The sequence below is a fragment of the Brevibacillus gelatini genome (assembly GCF_050920745.1).
Taxonomy (GTDB): Bacteria; Bacillota; Bacilli; order Brevibacillales; family Brevibacillaceae; genus Brevibacillus; species Brevibacillus gelatini.
This window is the reverse complement of the sequence record NZ_CP154342.1, coordinates 1,361,710-1,381,543: the sequence shown is the minus strand read 5'-3', so window position 1 is coordinate 1,381,543 and position 19,834 is coordinate 1,361,710. Positions and strand designations below refer to the sequence as shown.

Genomic DNA, 19,834 nt, shown 5'->3' with positions numbered 1-19,834 from the left:
ATTTTCATTTGCGCATCATAAAAAAGCCGTCGTGCAAGGCCGATCCGCACGACGACAAACTGTCCACCGCCCCCGTCACGCCGGGCATACTTCGGTTCAGCATAGATTGCAGAATATTTCGCAATATTTTTATAATGAGGTTGCTACGCATTATCAATCTCTTTCCACAGGAAAAAGGAGTGGGTCCAATGCAAGACAAAATGTTTGCCCGTTTACAGGAAATTTACCCTGAACTTGTTTCATTCCGGCGTGATCTGCATATGTACCCAGAGCTTTCCTTCAAAGAGGAGAATACAGCCAAAAAGGTAGCGGACAGGCTCGCTTCCTTTGGCATGGAAGTCAAAACAGGGGTCGGCGGCATGGGCGTCGTCGGCTATCTCAAGGGCGGCAAGCCCGGAAAAACCGTCGCCCTGCGCGCCGACTTTGACGCCCTGCCGATTCAGGATGAAAAAGACGTCGAGTATAAATCGCGCATTCCGGGCGTCATGCACGCCTGCGGCCACGACATTCACACAGCAGGGCTGTTGGGTGTGGCGCAAGTGTTGAGCGAGTACCGTGACGAGATTCCCGGAACGGTCGTGTTCCTGCATCAATTTGCCGAAGAGCTGCCACCGGGCGGCGCCAAAGCCATGATCGAAGCAGGCTGCCTGGAAGGCGTCGATGTGGTGTTCGGTGCGCACGTCGCTTCTGACCTGCCAGTCGGCAAGGTCGGGATTACGCCGGGCTATGTAACGGCAGCTGCGGACAGCTTCGAAATCATTTTGTACGGAAAAGGCGGCCATGGCGCTTCCCCGCACCACTCGATCGACCCGATCGTGCTCGGCAGCCAGATCGTGATGAACTTGCAGCAAATCGCAAGCCGTCAGATCGATCCGCTCAAGCAGGTCGTTCTGTCCGTCTGCTCATTCCTTGGAGGCGGCGAAGCCTACAACGTCATTCCCGACCAAGTGCGCCTCAAAGGAACCGTGCGCACGTACGACGAGGAAGTACGCGTCGCAGTGGAGCAATCCATGCGCCGCATCGTAGAGGCGAGCTGCCAGGCTGTCGGCGCGACGTGCGAAATCACGTACGAACGCGGCTACCCTGCCACCTGGAACGACGAAGTGGAAACTGCGCATGTCGAAGCCGTAGCCAAGCGTCTTTTTGGCGACGAAAACGTCTTGAAGATACCGCCGATCATGGGCGGAGAAGACTTTGCCTACTTCGCGCAGGAGCGGCCCGCCACTTTTTTCATGACAGGGGGCCGCAATCCAAAGATCCAGGCGACCTATCCGCACCACCACCCGAAATTCGATGTCGATGAGCGCTCCATGCTCCAGACGGGGCAGTTGTTCATCGGAGCCTTGCTCGCTTACCAGGCGCGTCATCAAGGCTAAGTCCAGAGGCAAGTAACGGCGCTGGCCCGAAATGGCCGACCGCAAGCGGACCAGCGCACATGAAAAAGCCGCTTTCTCCCTTGGGAAAAAGGCGGCTTTTTTCGTCAAAAAAGATTCATGCTCAAGTACCGCTCGCCCGTATCCGGCGCGATGCAGACGACCCGCTTGCCTGCGCCAAGCCGTTTGGCAATCGTAATGGCGGCGTACACCGATGCTCCTGACGACGGGCCGACCAAAATCCCTTCCAGCGCCGCGAGCTTGCGCATGCTGTCCAGCGCGTCCTCGTCTGCAATCTGAATGATCTCGTCGTAAATGCCCGTATTCAAAATACGCGGAATGAAGCCCGGACTGGTGCCGACCAGCTTGTGCGGTCCAGGCTTGCCGCCGGACAGGACGGGGGAGCCTTTTGGCTCGACAACGGCGATGTACAGCTCCGGGAGCTGCTCGCGCAACGCTTCGCCTGTCCCCGTAATCGTTCCACCAGTACCCGCAGTTGCGACAAAAGCGTCGAGCTGTCCGTTCGTCTGCGCCAAAATTTCGCGGGCAGTCGTGACCCGGTGGATATTGGGGTTCGCCTTGTTTTCAAACTGTTGCGGGATGAAGCTGCGCGGAATCTCCTGCGCAAGCTCCTTCGCCTTGGCAATCGCTCCCGGCATCCGCAATTCGCTTGGCGTCAGCACGACCTCAGCCCCGTACGCTTTCAAGATATTGATCCGCTCTTTGGACATGTTGTCCGGCATGACCAGGATCGCCCGGTATCCTTTGGCCGCGGCGTTCATTGCAAGACCAATCCCGGTGTTTCCGCTCGTCGGCTCGATGATCGTATCACCCGGCTGAATCAGCCCCTCCCGCTCGGCTTCCGCGATCAGGTTGTAAGCAGCCCGGTCCTTGACGCTTCCCGACGGATTGAATTTTTCCAGCTTCACCCAAACCTCTGCTGCTCCTTCGGGGACGATCCGGTTCAGGCGAACGAGAGGCGTATTTCCGATCAGCTCTGTAATACTTTCATAGACGCTCATAAAAAAACCTCCCGATCCAAGCCACAAAGGCTGATGTATACGTTTAAGGATAATACAAGAATACCGATCTGAAAATAACAAAATCCGATTCGCTCCGGATACTTCGCTGCTGCATCGAGTCATTTGCGGAGAGCTTGCTCTGTAAAACGGCCCCGGCCAGCTTTCCCGCTTCATCTGACGTCGTGCCACGTAGGCTTTTTACCGGATACACGTCTGGTTCATTCTTTTTGGCAAAAAAAGCCCAGCCTTCCGCCGCATCGAGCCGTCCGAAAGCTGAGCCTGATTTTTTTCACGAGTCTTCTATTTGTGCTAGTAGCCGTACTTGGCCCTCGTCTGTTCGAGCACGGCTGCTGCCTGCTGGTAGAGCTTGTTTGCGGAAGCTTTGACGCTCGCCTGCTCTTTTTCCAGCATGCCGAGCCGCTCATTTGCCTGCGCGATTGCATCAGAGCCTGTCTTGACCGCTTCCGTCAACGCCTTTTCCCGCTTCTCTGCATCTGTCACGCTCGCCTTGATTTCCTCCCACACCGTCTGCGCGTCTTTCATATCCGTCTCCAGCACAGCGATAATGTCCTGCATCCGCTTTTTCTTTTGCGCAATTGTGCTGTCCATGGCGTTCATCCCGTCGACCAGCACCTTCATGCTACCAAACGTCTCGGCCATCACGTCGTATTCCATTTTGCTCAGACCAGGCTGTTTCGCGTATGTAGTCAGCTCGTCCAAAAGACCTTGCAGTTCGACAACCTGGTCTTTGGAAAACTGCAGCTCCTCTGTGAACTGGATTTCCTGCAAATATTGGGCGCTCTCCAGCATATCGGCCGTAAGCCTTCCTGTCTGCTCGACCTTTTTGGCGAACGCGACGCGCGCTGCTTCCTTGGCCTGCTGCTCCTCCAGTTCTTTTTTCTTCTGTGCGGCTTCCTGCTCGACGCTCTTCGTCCACGCCGCCAGGTTGTCGTCATACGTCTGCTTGTCGCTGGCTGTGAGCATGGTTTCTGCCGGCTCGCCTTGCGCAAGCGGCCCCTGGAACAGCAGTCCGTCTGCACTCAGCTTGGCCTGGAGCTTTTGGCCCGTCTTCTTTTCTTGAAGAGTGAGCGTATTGTTTTCCATCGTCCCCGTCCAGACGCTTGTCTCGGTTTGCAAGCGCGGAATCGTATCCTCGACGAGCAGCTTGGACAACGTCACTTCAACATTGACCTGGCCATTTTCCGCTGTTGCCTTCGCGTACACCATTCGGCTGTTGTCTTCGTACAGGTATCCTTCGGCCAGCGCAACAGGCCCCAGCAAACGATAGCCCCAAAAGCCCAACACAATGACAAGCAGTAGTGCGATCCCCTGTAATAGACGTTTGTTTTTCCCCTGCATCTTGCGACCCCTCATCCGCTGTTTTCTGTTTCCTTTGGCCTGTTTTTTGCCAAAACACGCCATAGTTTCATCATACATGAACCGCCTGCCGAAACTATATGAGTCGAAAGGCCAATTCCTGAAACATATGGCTCGGAGGCATTTGAATGTTTTCAGCACCAGCAGGCACGAATGATTGGCAACTAAACAAAAGGTGTTGCCGTCTATGGGGTTTCATCATCTGCTCCATCGGGAAATCAGAAGCTGCTTGCTGCCCTATCTGTTTTTTTGTTTCCTTTCAAGGCTGACGTTGCAAGGCTTTTGCTGGATTGAAGGAAAAAAAGAATACGAGACAAAATGGCGCGAGAGCCGCTACTTGTAGAAAAAGTGCCTGGACATGCAGAATCAACCAAATTTTGGTATGATTAAAAGATACAGGACTTATCCGACAAAGCAGGTGATTCGATTGATGAATTTTTTGCTCGATTCCCCAACGCTCGTGATGCTACTGCCTTTGCTGTTGTTTTTGCTCTTTAACGTGATAAACATCCTCATCAGCATCTGGGCCTACCGCGATTCACGGCGCAGAGGCAACAGCAAGGAATTTTCCGTTATTGTGCTGATTGCGCTGCTTTTTTTCCCGGTGATCGGGTTGATTGTGTATTTGATTATACGGAAGGATTAGGCAAAAAAATCTCTCGCTTCTGCCAAGGCGGAAATCTGCCGAACATTCACACCCCACTTCCCCAAATAAAAAAACCCTCCCTTCCGACCATAGGAAGAAAAGGGAGGCTGGGTGGACTGGGTTCAAATCTCTAGTTCACCAAGTCGAACGAGTTCGACTACTCCCTGAGATCGACCTTTGACACCTGATTTTTGCATGACATTCGTGATGTGTTTTGAAACACACACAGATTTCAAAAATGGCTCGAATTAACAAAGGTCAAACAACGTCTGCTGAATATTCACTTCTCTTTTATCCCGACTGCTAATTTGAGTAATCTCAACAGAAATGCCAGGTACATACTCATCTAACAGTTTAAAGTTATCTATTTTCGGTGGTTTTAATGTATATAAACCTTCTTCCCAATAACTAATCATCTCTGAACGAAGTTCCATTAAAAGTCTGCCAAGTGCATTAGTACCTACCAACAGTTCATTACTATGAGGAATCGCTCCCCAAAATGCATCTCGTTTAGATTCCTCAACAATCGGTAGGTTCTTCGTTGATAAAAGCAATATAGAAAAGCTTTGCCAATTTTGTAGTAATTTCACTCTTATGCACCATCTCATCACTTGTATCCGAATGTCGTCCCAATCTTTTCTTGAATACTCCCTAAATGCCTTACTTTTCATCTTTGCTGTCATTGGACTCTTTTCAGAAATTATTTTTCTTTGTATTTCAGGGTTATCTGGGTATCTACATGCCTGATACAATGCTTCAGAGGAGTAAATACTGATTTTCCCAATTTTAATTGGAAATCCTGAAGCCATATTAGATAATCCACCAAATTCCTCTTTTGTTTTTCTAAATACTATTGCTTCACTACGTTTATAGACTCTTTTTTCCATCTCGGTTTTCAATCTTAGAAAACCTCCGTTCGTCACCAATTAGTCCTACGTGGAAATAGTGGTAACCATTGGTTGAGTGGATATTCTTTATCCAGATCACCCCACCATAAGACTAACGGACAATTATTAGGGATATTTCTGTATGTAATAAAAAGCGAACCAAATCCCAAGGTACAATTAAAATTATAACCCATTGGCATCATTGAATGGTTTGGATTCTCAGAGAGATTAAATATTTCTATCCCCTTCTCCAAAAATGCCTTTTCAACCAGATACCTTGCTTCAAGTGAGCTAAAAAGAGTTTCATTCGTTGGTTTATCTGGGTCCCTAAAAAAATTAAAAGGCTTCCAGTTTTTCTTACGTCTTTCCTCTTCCAAGAAGCTAATAAAATCATCGATTAACGAATTGTTTTCGATCTTTGTCGGCCAACAGCATTCAAATTTCCCTTTTGCCCACCTATCTAAATGAAACTCATGAAAACGCCAAAAAGTAAACTTAATATTTTTAGGACCTAGAATGGGACTGTAAAATATTTTGTGTAAACTCTCATTCCACATTCCATTACAATGAAACAAAGTGAGGTTGAGAGAACACTTGGGACTCATTCCAAAAGACCAGCTGCGCCAACTTATCAAAGAACACAACTTGCAAACCATGGAGGATGTTCAAAAAGCCCTGAAGGACATTTTTGCAGAAACACTGCAAGAAATGTTGGAGGCCGAATTGGATACCGAATTGGGCTATGCCAAGCATGACAGCAAGCAGAAGCAGACGAAAAACAGTCGGAACGGCTATAGCAAAAAAACGGTTACGTCTGAGTATGGGGAGTTGGATCTCACGATTCCCCGTGATCGTCTTGGAGAATTTGAACCTGCGATTGTCAAGAAACACCAGAGACATGTAACGGGTATTGAAGATCAAATCGTCTCTATGTACGCCAAAGGCATGAGCACACGGGATATTCAGGATCATTTGCACAATCTGTATGGACTTGAGGTATCCCCGACCCTTATCTCCAACGTAACAGCTAAACTGTTACCTCTTATCAAGGAATGGCAAAATCGCCCGCTGCAAAGTGTGTATTCCGTTGTTTTCATGGATGCCATTCATTTTAAGGTAAAACAGGACGGGCAAATTATCAGCAAAGCCGCCTATATGGTCATTGGCATTGATTTGGAAGGCTATAAGGACGTTCTTGGCATCTGGATCGGAGAAAACGAGTCAGCCAAGTTCTGGCTACATGTGTTGACGGATCTGAGAAATCGTGGCGTTCAGGACATTTTGATTATCTGTGTAGACAATTTAAAAGGCTTCAGCGAAGCCATTGCAGCCAGCTATCCGCAAACGGAGGTTCAAAAATGTATCATCCACCAGATCCGCAATTCCATCAAATATGTGTCGTACAAGGATTTGAAGAAGATTACTACGGCCTTGCGTCCGATCTATACGGCCCCAACGGAAGAGGCGGCTCTCCTGGAATTGGATCAATTTGAGGAGACCTGGGGAAAACAGTATCCCCTGATTGTCCGGTCGTGGCGGAGTAACTGGGATGAACTGGCGACCTTTTTCAAGTACTCCCCTGAGTTGCGCAAGCTCATCTATACAACGAATATGATCGAAAGCTACCATCGACAACTTAGGAAGGTGACAAAGGGAAAAAGTATCTTTCCGACGGATGAATCGCTACTCAAAATGCTATATTTGGCGACGATGGATGTCATTCGGAAGTGGACAGGGCGGGTCCAAAATTGGGGGCAAATCCTTCTCCAGTTGACTGTACATTTCCCAGAACGGGTACAGATTCGATGAAGGGCTTTACATGGAGGGGGCGGGCATGATAGGCTACTTTGCCTTGCGATGGTGTGATCTTCTCCATCGCCCAATCGCAAGAACTCATGCCCGCCAGTGGCTCCATGTCAAGCCCGACATATGAAGCATCGTTTTCACGTTTACACAAAAATCTTGAAAGACTCCCTAGAATCTTTTGAAGTTGTTTGTAAACGTAGTCGAAATTCCCGTTATATAAACCAAAAAAAATCAGATGAAGTGTTGAATTTTCTTTTGCTTCGTTAGCCCAAGCCTCAATATCTCTGTGAACCCTGTTTCCAGTAAAAAAACAGTCATCTAAATATATGTATACATCAGAGTCTGGGCTATTGCCACATTCTTCTGTATAGATACCAAACTTCTCTACTAGAAGCTCGTCAAAAAGCTCCAAAAGTTCCTTTTGACTATTTCCCTTAAGTTGAATATTTAAGAATCTTACTTTATCATAATTATTCTCAAAGTCATGGCCGAATATTTCTTCTTTTTCCAATAGACTTTCCAAGTAAGTTTTAGCTGCATCCCTCGAAACATAATATTTCTTCAGTATTAAATCTAATTCGGATAGGATTGTTTCACGATATATATCATCGAATTGGTTAATCCAATTATGGACACGTTCCGGTGTGATAATCCCTCCACCTTGATAATCTTTAACGGTATCTACGATTGAATTAATCAGTTTTTCGTTTACTTTGACACTCAAGCTAACCCCACCTTTATAACTAAATAACTAACAAAAAGGCATATATACAGTGCTTTTGAATCAAAAATATCAAATGAAACTTAAAAAATTTGTAACATTTTGTCGAATAAACAAAAAAAACCTCCTTACGTAATTAGAGTCTGCTGAACGGTTTTCAAACCACAAAAACGTTTCCGAAACCAGGAATTTTATACGAAAGAAGGCGGTTTAACCAGAAGGCAAAAAGATCCCGCAGCCTGCGCTCGAGATTCATCACCAGGAGTTGTAGCGCGATGACGGTTTCGCTTGTCTTCGCAAGGCATGTTCGAATACGGCAAAGCCCATACGTGCGCTTACCCTCACCAAATTTGCCTTCAATGGCGTTGCGTTTACGTGCATCTTGTCTTGCGTCTCGCCGTTGTTCCGTCGCTTCTTCGCCTTGTACCGGACGGCCAAGCGCAGGACCGCTCAAACGAATTCCGTGCGTTTTGCAAAATGCCCTGTTTTCCCGGGTGCGATAAATTTGATCAGCGAGTACCCGCCTTCGGGTAACAACCAAAGCGTCTCTTGTACGCTTCTACAGATTCGATCAGCGTCACCCCTTCGTTGAAGTTGTCCCATGACAGACGCTCCAGAAAAGCATAGCCGTTCACCATGCTGACCGATACTTTGGCGCCAAACTCTACTCGCGCTTTCGCTTTGCCGCGTACGACCGGGCGGACATGCGGTTGATGGATGCTCACGATTCGATCTTCGATCTGATGCGTTTTGCGTTCAAACATCATGCGTTGCTGTCGATACAGTTCCTGAATCACAAGCAAGTCGCGATATGGTTTCCGGCTCAAAAGTGTCAACGGCTGCCGTGAGGCCATGTTGCGGATAATTTGAAGGTTACGTGCTACATACCGAAGTTGCTTGCTGATCGCTCGACGAATCACCTTGCCGTTTGCACGACGCTGTTTGGCCACGGCCAGGTACTCCTTTCGTGCTTTCCCCCGATAAGTCCGTGGTTTGCGGGCACGACCAATCTGCGGAGCATGTAACGTGTCGATGATCTCCTCCAGTTTCTCACGCGCCTCATTCAGCAAGTTCAAATCGGTTGGGTACGCCACATCCGCCGGGGCACATGTGGCATCCAGCAACAAGACACCCTGGTTCGGATCTTCCTGGGATGTTGCGTGACGCTTGGTCGTACGTTTCCCTTTGGAGTTTCTACCGGATTTCGGTTCATCGTCACGGTCGGAATCTGATGTCGATTTGGCGGCCTCGACGGCGATGATCTCGTTGATTTCGCGGAGAACTTGCTCACCCAGACGTTTGCGAAAATGCGTCATGAGCGACGGGTTGTGAACGTTCGTCAAAATGTTGACACTTTGCTCAACATAAAGTTACCCACATGACAGATTAAACAAACTCATCAAGTTCTCACCTATTTGCAAAGATTTTTGAGGAGCCGAAGCTCGTCAAGGGCTTGTGTAGCAAGGGGTTTACCCTTTATCCTTGATGAGCCTTGGGCTGGATCGGCTACACTAAGTTGGACAGAAAAAATAAGGGCTTGTAGAATAAACCTATCATGTTAAGGAGCGGATCTCTACAATGCCTAAAAAACAACGTCGCACGTTCACAACCGAGTTTAAAACTCAAATGGTGAAGCTGTATGAAAACGGAAAAACAAGAGCGGCAATTGTGGAGGAATATGACCTCACAGCTTCTGCCCTGGACCGCTGGATCAAGCAAGCACAGACAACCGGTTCTTTCAAGGAAAAGGACAATCGTTCATCAGAAGAAGAGGAATGGATTGCTTTGCGAAAAGAGAACCAACGTCTGAAAATGGAGGTAGATATTTTAAAGCAAGCCGCGCTGATCATGGGACGAAAGTAGCTATCATAAAGAATAATCGTGATAAATACTCGGTATCAGCAATGTGCGACGTCCTGCAAATCGCAAGAAGTACGTTCTACTATGAAGCGAAAGAACGAGCAAAGGAAGAGGAAGTAACCGAAGCGATTGTGGAGATTTTCCAAAAGAATCGTAAGGCCTACGGGACACGAAAGATCAAAGTTAAGCTCCAGGAACGCGGACTCGTCGTCTCCAGACGACGGATTGGTCGGATCATGAAAGAGCAAGGACTCGTTTCCACCTATACCGTGGCTCAATATAAGCCCCATAAAACCGCTTGTAATGAAGCAACGACGGGAAATGTTCTGGATCGAGAATTCGATCAGGAGGAGGCAAAACGCTTCGTCGTCAGCGATCTAACGTATGTGAAGGTCCAGAACCGATGGCATTACATTTGTGTGTTGGTCGATTTATTCAATCGAGAAATTATTGGGCATAGTGCAGGTCCGAACAAGGACGCTGCACTGATTTCCCGCGCTTTTGCGACGGTACAAGGTGATTTACGCCAAATTCAGTGGTTTCATACTGACCGTGGTAGCGAGTTCAACAATCAAAAGATGGATGAGCTTTTGGAGACGTTTGGAATCGGCCGATCACTAAGTATGAAGGGCTGTCCGTACGACAACGCTGTGGCAGAAGCCACCTACAAGATCATGAAAACAGAGTTTGTGAATCAGATGAAGGGAATGTAAATTTTTTTGTGTAAATGGGTTTTTAACAGGTGAATGGCTACTTCAACGGCTTTACATGGAGGGGCGGGCATGATAGGCTCGCTAGCCATGCGATGCAGTGATTTACAGGCATCGCCCAATCGCAAAGAATCATGCCCGCAGAGGCTCCATGTCAAGCCGCCCCAACAGCCCCTTTATGCAGATAGTTCCCCTTGCAAGCGGTCTCCGAAATGGATGGCCAGTTGCGATATACATTCTTTCCAGCTTCGAAGGGGCATGGTCCATTTCTTTGAAGCCTCCATGGTTGCCAGATAGATGATTTTCCGTAAGGCATCGTCGGTTGGATACGCCGTTTTTGTTTTGGTGACCTTACGAAGTTGCCGATGATACCCCTCAATAATATTCGTTGTATAAATCATCTTACGGATTTCGGGGGGATAGCTGAAATAGGCGGTCAATTCAAGCCAGTTGCTTTCCCAGGAGCGAATAATGATGGGATACTTCTTCCCCCACTTGTCTTTGAACATGGCAAATGCTGATTCGGCCTCTTCCAACGTAAGAGCTTGATAGACTTTTTTTTAATCTGCCAAAACGGCCTTTTCTTCCTTGAACGGTACATATTTCATCGAGTTGCGAATCTGGTGAATGACGCACAATTGAATCTGTGTTCTTGGGAACGCTGCGTTGATTGCTTCGGAGAAGCCCGCCAGTCCATCCTTGCAGGCGATCAAGATGTCTTCTACACCACGACTTTTCAGATCTGTGCACACATTGAGCCAGAAGCTCGCACTTTCGTGCTCGCCGATCCAGATGCCCAAAATGTCCTTATGACCAGACATCGAAATGCCGAGAACGCTGTAAGCTGCTTTGTTGACGATTCGATTTTCTTGACGGACTTTAAAATGGATGGCATCCAGAAACACGATGGGGTAAACCCGATCCAGCGGTCTGCATTGCCATTCTGCCACCATTGGCATAATCTTGTCGGTCACCTTGCTAACCATCGCAGGAGATACATCGATTCCGTACAGATCCTTCATGTGTTCCTCAATGTCTCGTGTAGACATTCCTTTAGCATAGAGTGCGATAATTTGCTCCTCCAAGCCATTTGTGGTAGTTTCATGCTTCTTCACAATGTGAGGTTCAAATTCGCCGTTACGGTCACGAGGCACACGAATTTCTGTGTTCCCGAACTTTGTCTTTAGCGTCTTTTTACTATACCCATTCCGACTATTTCCTGAATGATCCCCATCGGTACTATGTTTGGTATAGCCCAAATGGGCATCCATTTCAGCTTCAAACAACTGCTGGATGGTGTCACGGAACAAATCTTTCAGCATGGTGTGCACGTCTTCGATGGTACGGCAATCCTTCGCTAACTCCTTGATCGTCATGTCTCTTTTGTCTTGCATAAATGATCATCTCCTTAATGGGAAGTTTAACCATTTACACAAAACTTTTTACGCTCTCCAGATGAACTTCCAGAGTCTTCGTCATCTGGAGCTGGAATTATCCGATTACGTGAACTGGTTTAACAAGCATCGTATTCATGGCACCTTAGGCTATATGACGCCTGTTCAGTATCGCCAAGAAGCCCTTATAAAAATTGTCTGATTTAGTGTTGACAATCCAGGCTAGGAAATAAAATGCTACATTGTGTGAAATAAAGCATCGTAGGTGGTTAACTCGATGATGAGCGTTTGCCCCCAAAAAAGGGCAACTTTTTGATTTGCATTCACAAAAATAGTTTCACTTTTCCTTTTTCCCCCACCTTTCTACTCAGATTCTGTGCACCGTGCACCAAAATAAAAAAACCCTCCCTTCCGACCATGGGAAGAAAAGGGAGGCTGGGTGGACTGGGTTCAAATCTCTAGTTCACCAAGTCGAACGAGTTCGACTACTGCCTGAGATCGACCTTTGACACCTAATTTTTGCATGACATTGCTGATGTGATTGCGCACAGTCTTTTCGCTGATGAAGAGTTGTCCGGCAATCTCTTTTGTTGTCTTATCTTGGACCAAGAGTTCAAACACTTCTCTTTCGCGATTCGTTAACAACGGCTTGGTTTGGTCGCTACCCTTCAATCGTGCCACCCCTCCTTGTGGGCTCTACAGGAACAAGGTTGAGGGATTACAGAGTCACCTTATCCTATGATGGGGGGTGGGTGATGGTGCCGGAATTTCAAGGTTTTAGGCTTTTGCCTTACATCCTATTCAGAAAATGGGCAATGGGTTCCGAAACACCACCAAAGAAACGTGTTTGCTATCTCGCCATCCGGAAATTTGTTTCGTATCGACGGGAGGCGAGTCGACTCTTTTTCAAACAGACTCCGTCCCGACGGCTTGGGAAGGCTGGCGTCGGAACCCTAGGCCAACACCGCCCCCAACACTTCAGCCTATTCAAGTAGCGTGCTTGCTGCTCCCTTCCTACCCGCTCCTTTTTCGGCTGCTTTGCGGGCATGCTTGCCTTGGGACAAATCACAGCCAAAAGCCCCGATCCATTCCTGATCGGGGCTTTCATGCGTTACCGTCCAGTTTTAAATAAACGGCGTCCGGTGATACGTCTGCTCATACTTTTCACGCAATCCCTTTGCCAGCAGGGTAAACGAGCCGACCGCAAAGACGAAGGCAGCGAGCGGTGTGAGGAAAATCCAGGTGTAATTGCTGTACACAAATCCTCGGTACGATCCGAGCAACCCTGCCCACTCGTGCGTAATCGAGTGAAACAGGACAGGGTCCGTCGTCATTTTCGTCCCGCCCACGAACAGGTCGAACATCCCCAGAAGCCCCATCAAGGTCATGATCGCAACCATTTCCGTCACCAAAATAATGATGATCTGCTCCTTCAAATGCGGGAGAATATGCCGGAAAATGATTTGCTCGCGGCCCGCTCCGAGTGAGACGGCGGCAAGAACGTACTGCGATTCCTTGATCTGCTCCGTCTTTTGCCGGATGGAAGAAACGACAGATGGCGCCCCCAGTATGCCGACGACCAGGACGAAAAACAAAACAAGGGTTGACGTCGGCAGCTGTGAATTGATGCTGATTCCCATCAGCAAAAAGTAGACCGGAATGAAAATGGGCATGTAGCTCCAGGCATTTTCAATCGCCAGCCACCACCGCTGCGGCTTGTCCTGCACGCCAATGTACAGACCGAGAATGGTTCCGATCGACAGGCGCACGGCGGCCACCGCCAGCGTGACGAACACGGTGTAGGGCGCACCGTGAAGCAGCATGGTCAGCAGGTCATACCCCCATTTATCCGTCCCCAGCCAATGCTCTGCAGATGGAGGCAGCGGCGGTGCGATAATGACCGTTTTGCCATCTACGACCTCGTTGCGAAGCTTTTCTTGAAAGTCCAGATCATACGGCGCGATATAAGGCCCGATCAGACCGATGATGACGAGCAGGGTCACCAGGATGCTGCCTGTCCACAAAGACCAGTTGAATCGTTTTTGCATAGAAGACAAACCTCACTCGTTCCGAATAAAAATTGCGTTATTTGTAAACAACCACCCGTTCAAACAAGTACAAAGCCGCGCGGATGAGCACGTAGACCAGAAGCGAGAGCAAAATAATCCCGAGCAGCCCCATCACCGCCGCGTTAAACTGGTAGCCGCCGCCTTTGCTGAAAATAAAGCGGGTCAACCCGACCACGTTGAGCAAATACTCCACGATGAACAGATTCGCTACGGTAATGGCGATTGTCTTTTTCAAATCCGCGATGAGAAACGGCTTGATATTTTTGTAGACGTGATGGATGAGCACGTGCCAGATGCCCATCCCTTTGGCGAGCACTGTCTTGATGTAGTCCTCGCCGCCGATTTGCGCGTACTTGAGACTGACTACCTTCATCAAAAAAATGGTGGGCCCGATGGCGAGAAGCGTCATCGGAAACCAGTCGTTGGTAGAATCGCTGGTAGGCGACAACGTGATAACCCGAATGTTCGTCCACTTGTAAAACGCAACAGCTGCCAAAATAGACATAAAAATCAGAATAAAATCAGGAATCGTGGATACGAGATTCAATATCTTTTGCAGTTGACGAACCGCACGGAAGCGCTGCAAAAACAAGCCGAATACGAGACTGGCCACAACCGCGATGCTGACACTGGAAAACAGCAGCTTGAACGTATTCAAGGCAAACGGAACAATATCTTCTGCAATGCTTCTCTCATTCTCGCCCAAATAGTACGTCCCGAGAGAACCACTCGCCAACTGCTGGATCAAATAGACGGTGTGAACGACGATCGCCCCCGGCTCGAAGACAATTTCTTCTTTCACCGTATATAGCATAAACGGCCCGCCACAGACGACGATCACCAGGAAGAACATCCCAAGCAGTTGTTTCACATACGACAAGCACTCCTACCCCCTTACTAATTCCAACAATACACCATCTATAAAAAATCATCTACACAACCAAAAATATTTTATGTTTTTTTATATTTCAGATAATAGATCATGCAAGCGCATGCAAAATGAAGGGGATAGGCATGAACCAGCCTGGTTGCACACAACAATCGTCAACGACTCTCTCCTTCTTAAAAGGCACAAGTCTTGCTTTTTTGCTTTGTCCGAAGTCTCGATGCCTCGCTATGCTGCCCTTCTGCTGGATCCGAAAACAAAAACTCCTTCCTATACAAAAAAAGACGGCCTTTAGCCGCCTCTACCGAATAACGATCATTTGAATTTCCATTCGCCCCATGTCGTGCAGTTCGAGCGGAGCTGTCAGCGCTGTCCCTGACACGTCCTGCAAATCATGATGCTGCAAAAACGATGGCGGCGTAATGTCAACGAACACTCCGCGATTGGACAAAAGCGTGCTTGCGTTGCCTGAGATCATGTTCCCCAACTCGGAAATCGCACTTTTTCCGAGCTCATCCATCTCCTGCACAGGATAACCACCCATCATGGCAGAGACAATACGCAAAGCCAACTCCTCTTGCAGACCAAACAACACGTCACCTTGCAATTGACCTGTCATCCCGATACGAAGCCAGGTGTGACCTTCCGAATTGCTCCATTCTTTTTCAGCTGGTTCCCCCCGAGAAATCCCCACGTTGCACACTTGTTGAATCACAGAGGAGGCTGATTCAAGAAACGGATCTAGGTATTGGACTATCATTTGCGATCTCTTCCTTTCCCGGGCAATTATCTCTGCTATAGGACTATCATAATGTCGACATTTGGCAGATGCAAGACTCTCACAAAAAGTTAATAGGCAAAAGGTCACTATCTCCACAAACTCCAGGAAACAAATCCTCTACTTTCGCATCATGCCTTTTGGTATAAATAGCTGAGCAGGTGCGCAAATCAAGCACTTCTACCCCGACCTCATGCCTGCTTAGCTGCCACATGGGCAAGCCGAGCCGCTCAAACGCAAATACCGTATCGCCAAACGCCAGGCACTCCCTGATGCATCGCTCGTCCGGGTAGCTCTCATCAGCTTCGAGCAGGTGGACAGGCTCCAGGCCAAACTGCTGCAGCAGGTGCAGCCGATCCATCCTCTGTTCCTTGCCGCGTTTCCCGGTACGTCTTCTCGGCGACAGCAGCGGAAACTCTCTCATTACATATTCCCACTTAATTCCGTGATAAAACATCGAAATGTGTTTCCCTCCAAAAGAGCAGGCCCGGCACAAGCGTTCATCCGCTGTACCGGGCCATCCCTACTGCCTCTTTTTCCCGATTACGTTCACCTCGGCACGCGCTTCCCGTCCCAGCGAATCCGTCGCAACTACGGTCAATTTTTGCTTGCCTTCCTCAATCCGGTCCAGTACCAGTCGGAACCCACCCCGGTCGTTGACGTCGGCAGGCACCATTTTCTCTCCGTACGTGATTCGCAAGCTGATTGGACCGGCTCCCGTCACCTTGCCCTCAATCGGCAGGGCCTCGCCTTCCCGGCCTTCCACCTGTTTGTTCACCAGCTTGATTGTGGGAGCAGCGATTGGCCTCGCCCGGTAGTTCAGCCGCTGCTCACCCTGGCTGAGTACGACCGTACCTGCGCTCGCATCCACGTACGCGTACAACAGCAGTGTGCTCTGGTTGCCTGCTCCATCTTTTCCTTCGATCAGGACGCGGTTTTCTCCTTGCTTCATTGGCAAAATATGTGTCAAATTTTTAAGAACCGGGATTTCCAGTTGGTCTTCCTCAAAATTGGTGACAATCTGGCCGTTGACGCTCGCCTGTCCTTTGTACGTCTGATCGCGGTACTGGAAGCGAATCGGAACGAGCATCGTTTTCGTTGCCGGGTCATACTGAATGTCCTCTGTCCCGTCGTTTTGCAGCTGGAGCATCGGGGGAGTCGTGTCGACGATGATTCGTTGCGTGAACTGCCGCGTATTGCCGTACATGTCAGAAGCGCTGTACACCACGTAGTTCAGCCCTTCCTGCAGCCGGAGAATCGTTTCAAACGAGCCGTCTGTCTCCAGCTTCACAGGTGTCTTGTTGATTGACAGCCGCACCCGATCAAGCAGTTCCTCGCCCGTTACCTTCCCGCGCAAAGCGACATCCGGCTGTCTGGATATTTTCAGGTAGCTGAACAGATCGTCGGGGAATTCCACGAACGGCGGGATGGTATCGCTTTTCCCGTTGATGTTCGCCACGCTGATGTTCCCGGCGTAATCGAAGGCGACTACGCTCATTTTTTTCTCCGGCTGATTGATGATGGTGCTGGTAATTTTCGGCGAGTACGGGCCACCTGCTTTTTTTCCATTTACGTAAAGCAGATAGCCTTGCACGTCTTTATCGCGGCTGCTCCACTGCACCTTGTTGCCGGACAGCGAAACGGTGATGACAGGCGGTTTCGTGTCGACCCGGATCGGCAGCGTCATCGTTTGCCAATTGGCATCGCGCCCGTCGATTTTCGCCTTGATGACAAACTGATAGGCTCCATCCGGCGCCTGCACATAGCTGCCTTTTTGCGGCGAAAAAATTTTGCCATCCCAGCTCCACGCCTCCCGCTCGGTGTAGTAGTAAGGCGTGCCCAGCTTGGACTGATCGTACTTGCTGACCTTCTCGTCCCGCACCAATGTCCGTACAGGCTTGCCGGACTGATCCGTTACCTCCACGACTACTTGCCGGGCGTTGCGCAAAAACGTAATCGACGGAGCTGCGACATCGTAGTGTCCGTCTCCGTTCGGGGAAAAGGCAATCTGGCCTGGATCGATCTGCACGGTTCCGTCTTCTTTTACCCCGGTCACGCCCAAATAATCGCGGTAGCGCCATTTGTCGTTGCGCTTGTCGTGATACCAGGTCGTTTTGACGCCGGTTCGTTTTTCCTGGCTGCCCGCCTCCCACAAAGGCTGATCCATGATCCGCGGCTCGTCCCAGTCGCCGAAAAAGCCGAAGTAAGGCACGCGCAAAACCGGCAACGATTTATCTTCTGGTGCAAACGAGATAAACCCTTCGGCAAACTGATTGCGGGTTGCTCCCTGCGGGATGGTGAGCGTTACCTTTACCTCGGCACGCTTGCCAGGCGCCACCGTTACCTTCGGTGCGGAAAAGCGCAGCTGCGCTCCTGTGAGCGCGGTTGCTGTGAGCATGTTCAAGCCGTCCTTGCGCAAGTCGGTCATGACGCCAAATTCGTCCTGGAGCTGGTACGTGATCGGCTTTTTCCCGAACTTGTTATCGACAAACAGGGAAAACGTCGTCGTGTTCCCGATCTCGCCCAGCGAGACACCTGCCTTGCCTTTGCCATCGACTACGACCGCCGGTGTCTGGATCGCTTTGGCGATTTGCAGCAAGCCTGCCCCTTGAACGCGCGGGCTGTACGGGTATTTTTTCCCTTTGGCCTTGTCGGAAGCAGCCTCGCTCACACGTGGGTCCAGGATCGGTTCGGCTGTGTTCATCGCCGCTGCCTTCAGCGTCTCGACGAGCGCTCTGCCTTGCAGGTTGCGCCCCTGCTTTTGGTAAGCCTGCTTAAGCAGCGCCATCCCGCCTGCTACGTGCGGTGTCGCCATGGAGGTACCGCTTTTCACGGCGTACTCCGAATCGCGGACGAGCGACAAAATCCCTCCGCCCGGTGCCGCAATCTCCGGCTTGAACTGCAGGTCCGGAGTCGGCCCCCAGGAGGAAAAGCCGGAAATCGTTCCTCCGTCCGGGTAGGGCATCGGGTTTTGCGCGTATTCGCCATCGAAGGTGACTGTCACTTTTTTCCCCTTTTTCACCGCTTGGGCCAACTGCTCGCCCATCTGCTTCAGCACCGCCACCGCCGGAATTTGCTTCAAATGCTCCGCGCTAATGATGAGCGGCCCTGGCTCGTTGTTGTAAATAATCGCGCCGACGGCTCCCGCTTCTTTGGCAAGGCGGAGCTTTTCATCAAAGGTAGTATCTCCGCGCTCCAGCAGCACGATTTTTTCCTTGACCGATACGTTGTAGTCTTCTTTTTTTCCTTTTCCCATGTAAACAAGCGGATACGGCTTCACCAAAGACGCAATCGGATTGAGCGCAGACCCGCCTTCCACGTGGCCAGGCAAGTAGACGACGCGTTCCAGCCCTGGCACTCCCTGAACGCTGAAGCTGTGGCCGGCAAGTGTCGTCGCGTTGACGGAAGCGACAGAAAACGCATCCGGGCTAAGGCCAGGAGAACCGATCATCGCGACATCCGGATTTTGCGCCCTTACTTTGTCGCTGCCGAAGTACGAGTCGTTCCCCGCTGCCGCCACGACAATGACACCGTTGTCCACCGCCTTTTTCACGGCCATTTGCTCGATGTTCGACTCGTCTACATATCCGGCGGCGGAACCAAGGCTGAGGTTGATGACATCGGCTTTTTTGGCGATCGAATCGTTAATGGCAAACAAGATCGACTCACTCAAGCCCGGTACTTCCCCTTGGTAGTTGGAAAACACTTTTTGGCTCAAGATTTGCGATTCCGGCGCGACGCCCTTGACTTTGCCGTTGGCGGCGATGATGCCCGCGACATGGATGCCGTGCTGTGATTCAGCTACGTCCTCGGTGGTCTGATTGCGGTCTGCCCAGTTGAAGCCCGGAATCACTTTTTGCGCTGAGCCTGACTTTTGCACAGCCAGTCGTTTGTCGCGCGGCGGCGGCAAATCAGGGTGCTGCGGATTCACCCCGGTATCTATGACCGAGATGAGCATTCCTTCCCCTTTGACCCCTGCTTCCTGCCAGGCGCGCTTTGCTTCGATCATCTCCAATGTTGACGATGGGGCAGTTGCCGCCTTTTCGCCCATGACGACATGCTCGGAACGCTGCCACTCGTTGGCCCATTCGGCCCGAACACGATTTTCAGCCTCGCCCGTCGCATGACTTGTATGTGATTGCTCCTTCATTTCCGCCAAATCGCGCATGACCACATTGTGCAAGCTGATGGCGTCGCCGTATGCGGAAACATCCGCCCTTGTATGGCCCACTGTCGTTACGGGAAGCAAAACCAACACTAACCCTAAGCTCATCACCTGTTTTTTCATCGTTTGCCCCCTTGTTG

At 49.8% G+C, this 19,834-nt stretch carries 15 protein-coding genes and 4 pseudogenes; 5 read left to right on the top strand and 14 right to left on the bottom strand.

The window, feature by feature from the left end:
- The first annotated feature begins 188 nt into the window (after positions 1–188).
- Positions 189–1,376, top strand: a complete 1,188-nt coding sequence (locus AAFJ72_RS06930; protein ID WP_432776552.1) for a M20 family metallopeptidase — start codon at positions 189–191, stop codon at positions 1,374–1,376.
- A gap of 104 nt (positions 1,377–1,480) precedes the next feature.
- Here AAFJ72_RS06930 and cysK read toward each other — a convergent pair whose 3' ends face one another.
- Positions 1,481–2,395 carry a cysteine synthase A gene (cysK, locus tag AAFJ72_RS06925; RefSeq protein ID WP_432776550.1) on the bottom strand — a complete coding sequence of 305 codons (915 nt, stop codon included), beginning with the start codon at positions 2,393–2,395 and terminating at the stop codon, positions 1,481–1,483.
- A gap of 309 nt (positions 2,396–2,704) precedes the next feature.
- Positions 2,705–3,754: a hypothetical protein gene (locus AAFJ72_RS06920; protein WP_432776549.1), complete on the bottom strand. Its 1,050-nt coding sequence runs from the start codon at positions 3,752–3,754 to the stop codon at positions 2,705–2,707.
- Positions 3,755–4,202: 448 nt separating this feature from the next.
- On the opposite strand from AAFJ72_RS06920, the gene AAFJ72_RS06915 reads away from it, so the two are divergent.
- Positions 4,203–4,418, top strand: coding sequence for a PLDc N-terminal domain-containing protein (locus AAFJ72_RS06915; RefSeq protein ID WP_432776548.1), 216 nt, complete (start codon positions 4,203–4,205; stop codon positions 4,416–4,418).
- A 122-nt stretch (positions 4,419–4,540) separates the two neighbouring features.
- Here AAFJ72_RS06915 and AAFJ72_RS06910 read toward each other — a convergent pair.
- From AAFJ72_RS06910 to AAFJ72_RS06900, 3 genes and pseudogenes are all read right to left on the bottom strand, one after another.
- Positions 4,541–4,639 (bottom strand): annotated as a pseudogene (locus tag AAFJ72_RS06910) (helix-turn-helix transcriptional regulator); the annotation flags it as partial.
- A 27-nt stretch (positions 4,640–4,666) separates the two neighbouring features.
- Positions 4,667–5,317, bottom strand: coding sequence for an NADAR family protein (locus AAFJ72_RS06905; protein WP_432776547.1), 651 nt, complete (start codon positions 5,315–5,317; stop codon positions 4,667–4,669).
- Between the two features lie 20 nt (positions 5,318–5,337).
- Complete coding sequence (locus tag AAFJ72_RS06900; protein WP_432776546.1) at positions 5,338–5,910, bottom strand: phosphoribosyltransferase-like protein; 573 nt, start codon at positions 5,908–5,910, stop codon at positions 5,338–5,340.
- Between the two features lie 49 nt (positions 5,911–5,959).
- Here AAFJ72_RS06900 and AAFJ72_RS06895 point away from each other — a divergent pair, with 49 nt between their 5' ends.
- Positions 5,960–7,114, top strand: a complete 1,155-nt coding sequence (locus AAFJ72_RS06895; protein WP_432777157.1) for an IS256 family transposase — start codon at positions 5,960–5,962, stop codon at positions 7,112–7,114.
- Here AAFJ72_RS06895 and AAFJ72_RS06890 read toward each other — a convergent pair.
- The gene (locus AAFJ72_RS06890) at positions 7,023–7,835 is read right to left on the bottom strand and encodes a phosphoribosyltransferase-like protein (RefSeq protein ID WP_432776545.1); all 813 of its coding nucleotides are present in this window, start codon (positions 7,833–7,835) and stop codon (positions 7,023–7,025) included. The genes AAFJ72_RS06895 and AAFJ72_RS06890 overlap by 92 nt on opposite strands.
- A 154-nt stretch (positions 7,836–7,989) precedes the next feature.
- A pseudogene (locus AAFJ72_RS06885) lies at positions 7,990–9,154 on the bottom strand (IS5 family transposase); the annotation flags it as partial.
- Positions 9,155–9,410: 256 nt separating this feature from the next.
- On the opposite strand from AAFJ72_RS06885, the pseudogene AAFJ72_RS06880 reads away from it, so the two are divergent.
- Positions 9,411–10,384 (top strand): annotated as a pseudogene (locus AAFJ72_RS06880) (IS3 family transposase); the annotation flags it as partial.
- 194 nt (positions 10,385–10,578) lie between these two features.
- On the opposite strand, the pseudogene AAFJ72_RS06875 reads toward AAFJ72_RS06880, so the two are convergent.
- Positions 10,579–11,796, bottom strand: a pseudogene (locus AAFJ72_RS06875) (IS256 family transposase).
- On the opposite strand from AAFJ72_RS06875, the gene AAFJ72_RS06870 reads away from it, so the two are divergent.
- Positions 11,696–11,998 carry an IS3 family transposase gene (locus AAFJ72_RS06870; RefSeq protein WP_432776544.1) on the top strand — a complete coding sequence of 101 codons (303 nt, stop codon included), beginning with the start codon at positions 11,696–11,698 and terminating at the stop codon, positions 11,996–11,998. The pseudogene AAFJ72_RS06875 and the gene AAFJ72_RS06870 sit on opposite strands and share 101 nt — an antisense overlap.
- A 248-nt stretch (positions 11,999–12,246) precedes the next feature.
- Here AAFJ72_RS06870 and AAFJ72_RS06865 read toward each other — a convergent pair whose 3' ends face one another.
- From AAFJ72_RS06865 to AAFJ72_RS06840, 6 genes are all read right to left on the bottom strand, one after another.
- On the bottom strand, positions 12,247–12,468 hold the full coding sequence (locus AAFJ72_RS06865) for a helix-turn-helix domain-containing protein (protein ID WP_003387736.1): 222 nt from the start codon (positions 12,466–12,468) through the stop codon (positions 12,247–12,249).
- 452 nt (positions 12,469–12,920) lie between these two features.
- Positions 12,921–13,844, bottom strand: coding sequence for an ABC transporter permease (locus AAFJ72_RS06860; protein WP_432776543.1), 924 nt, complete (start codon positions 13,842–13,844; stop codon positions 12,921–12,923).
- A 37-nt stretch (positions 13,845–13,881) separates the two neighbouring features.
- Positions 13,882–14,745, bottom strand: coding sequence for an ABC transporter permease subunit (locus AAFJ72_RS06855; RefSeq protein WP_432776542.1), 864 nt, complete (start codon positions 14,743–14,745; stop codon positions 13,882–13,884).
- A 307-nt stretch (positions 14,746–15,052) separates the two neighbouring features.
- A complete protein-coding gene (locus tag AAFJ72_RS06850) occupies positions 15,053–15,511 on the bottom strand; it encodes a chemotaxis protein CheX (protein ID WP_122904982.1) in 459 nt (152 codons plus the stop codon).
- 79 nt (positions 15,512–15,590) lie between these two features.
- The gene (locus AAFJ72_RS06845; RefSeq protein WP_246005796.1) at positions 15,591–15,953 is read right to left on the bottom strand and encodes a hypothetical protein; all 363 of its coding nucleotides are present in this window, start codon (positions 15,951–15,953) and stop codon (positions 15,591–15,593) included.
- Between the two features lie 99 nt (positions 15,954–16,052).
- Positions 16,053–19,817, bottom strand: coding sequence for a S8 family serine peptidase (locus AAFJ72_RS06840; protein ID WP_432776541.1), 3,765 nt, complete (start codon positions 19,815–19,817; stop codon positions 16,053–16,055).
- Positions 19,818–19,834 lie beyond the last annotated feature (17 nt).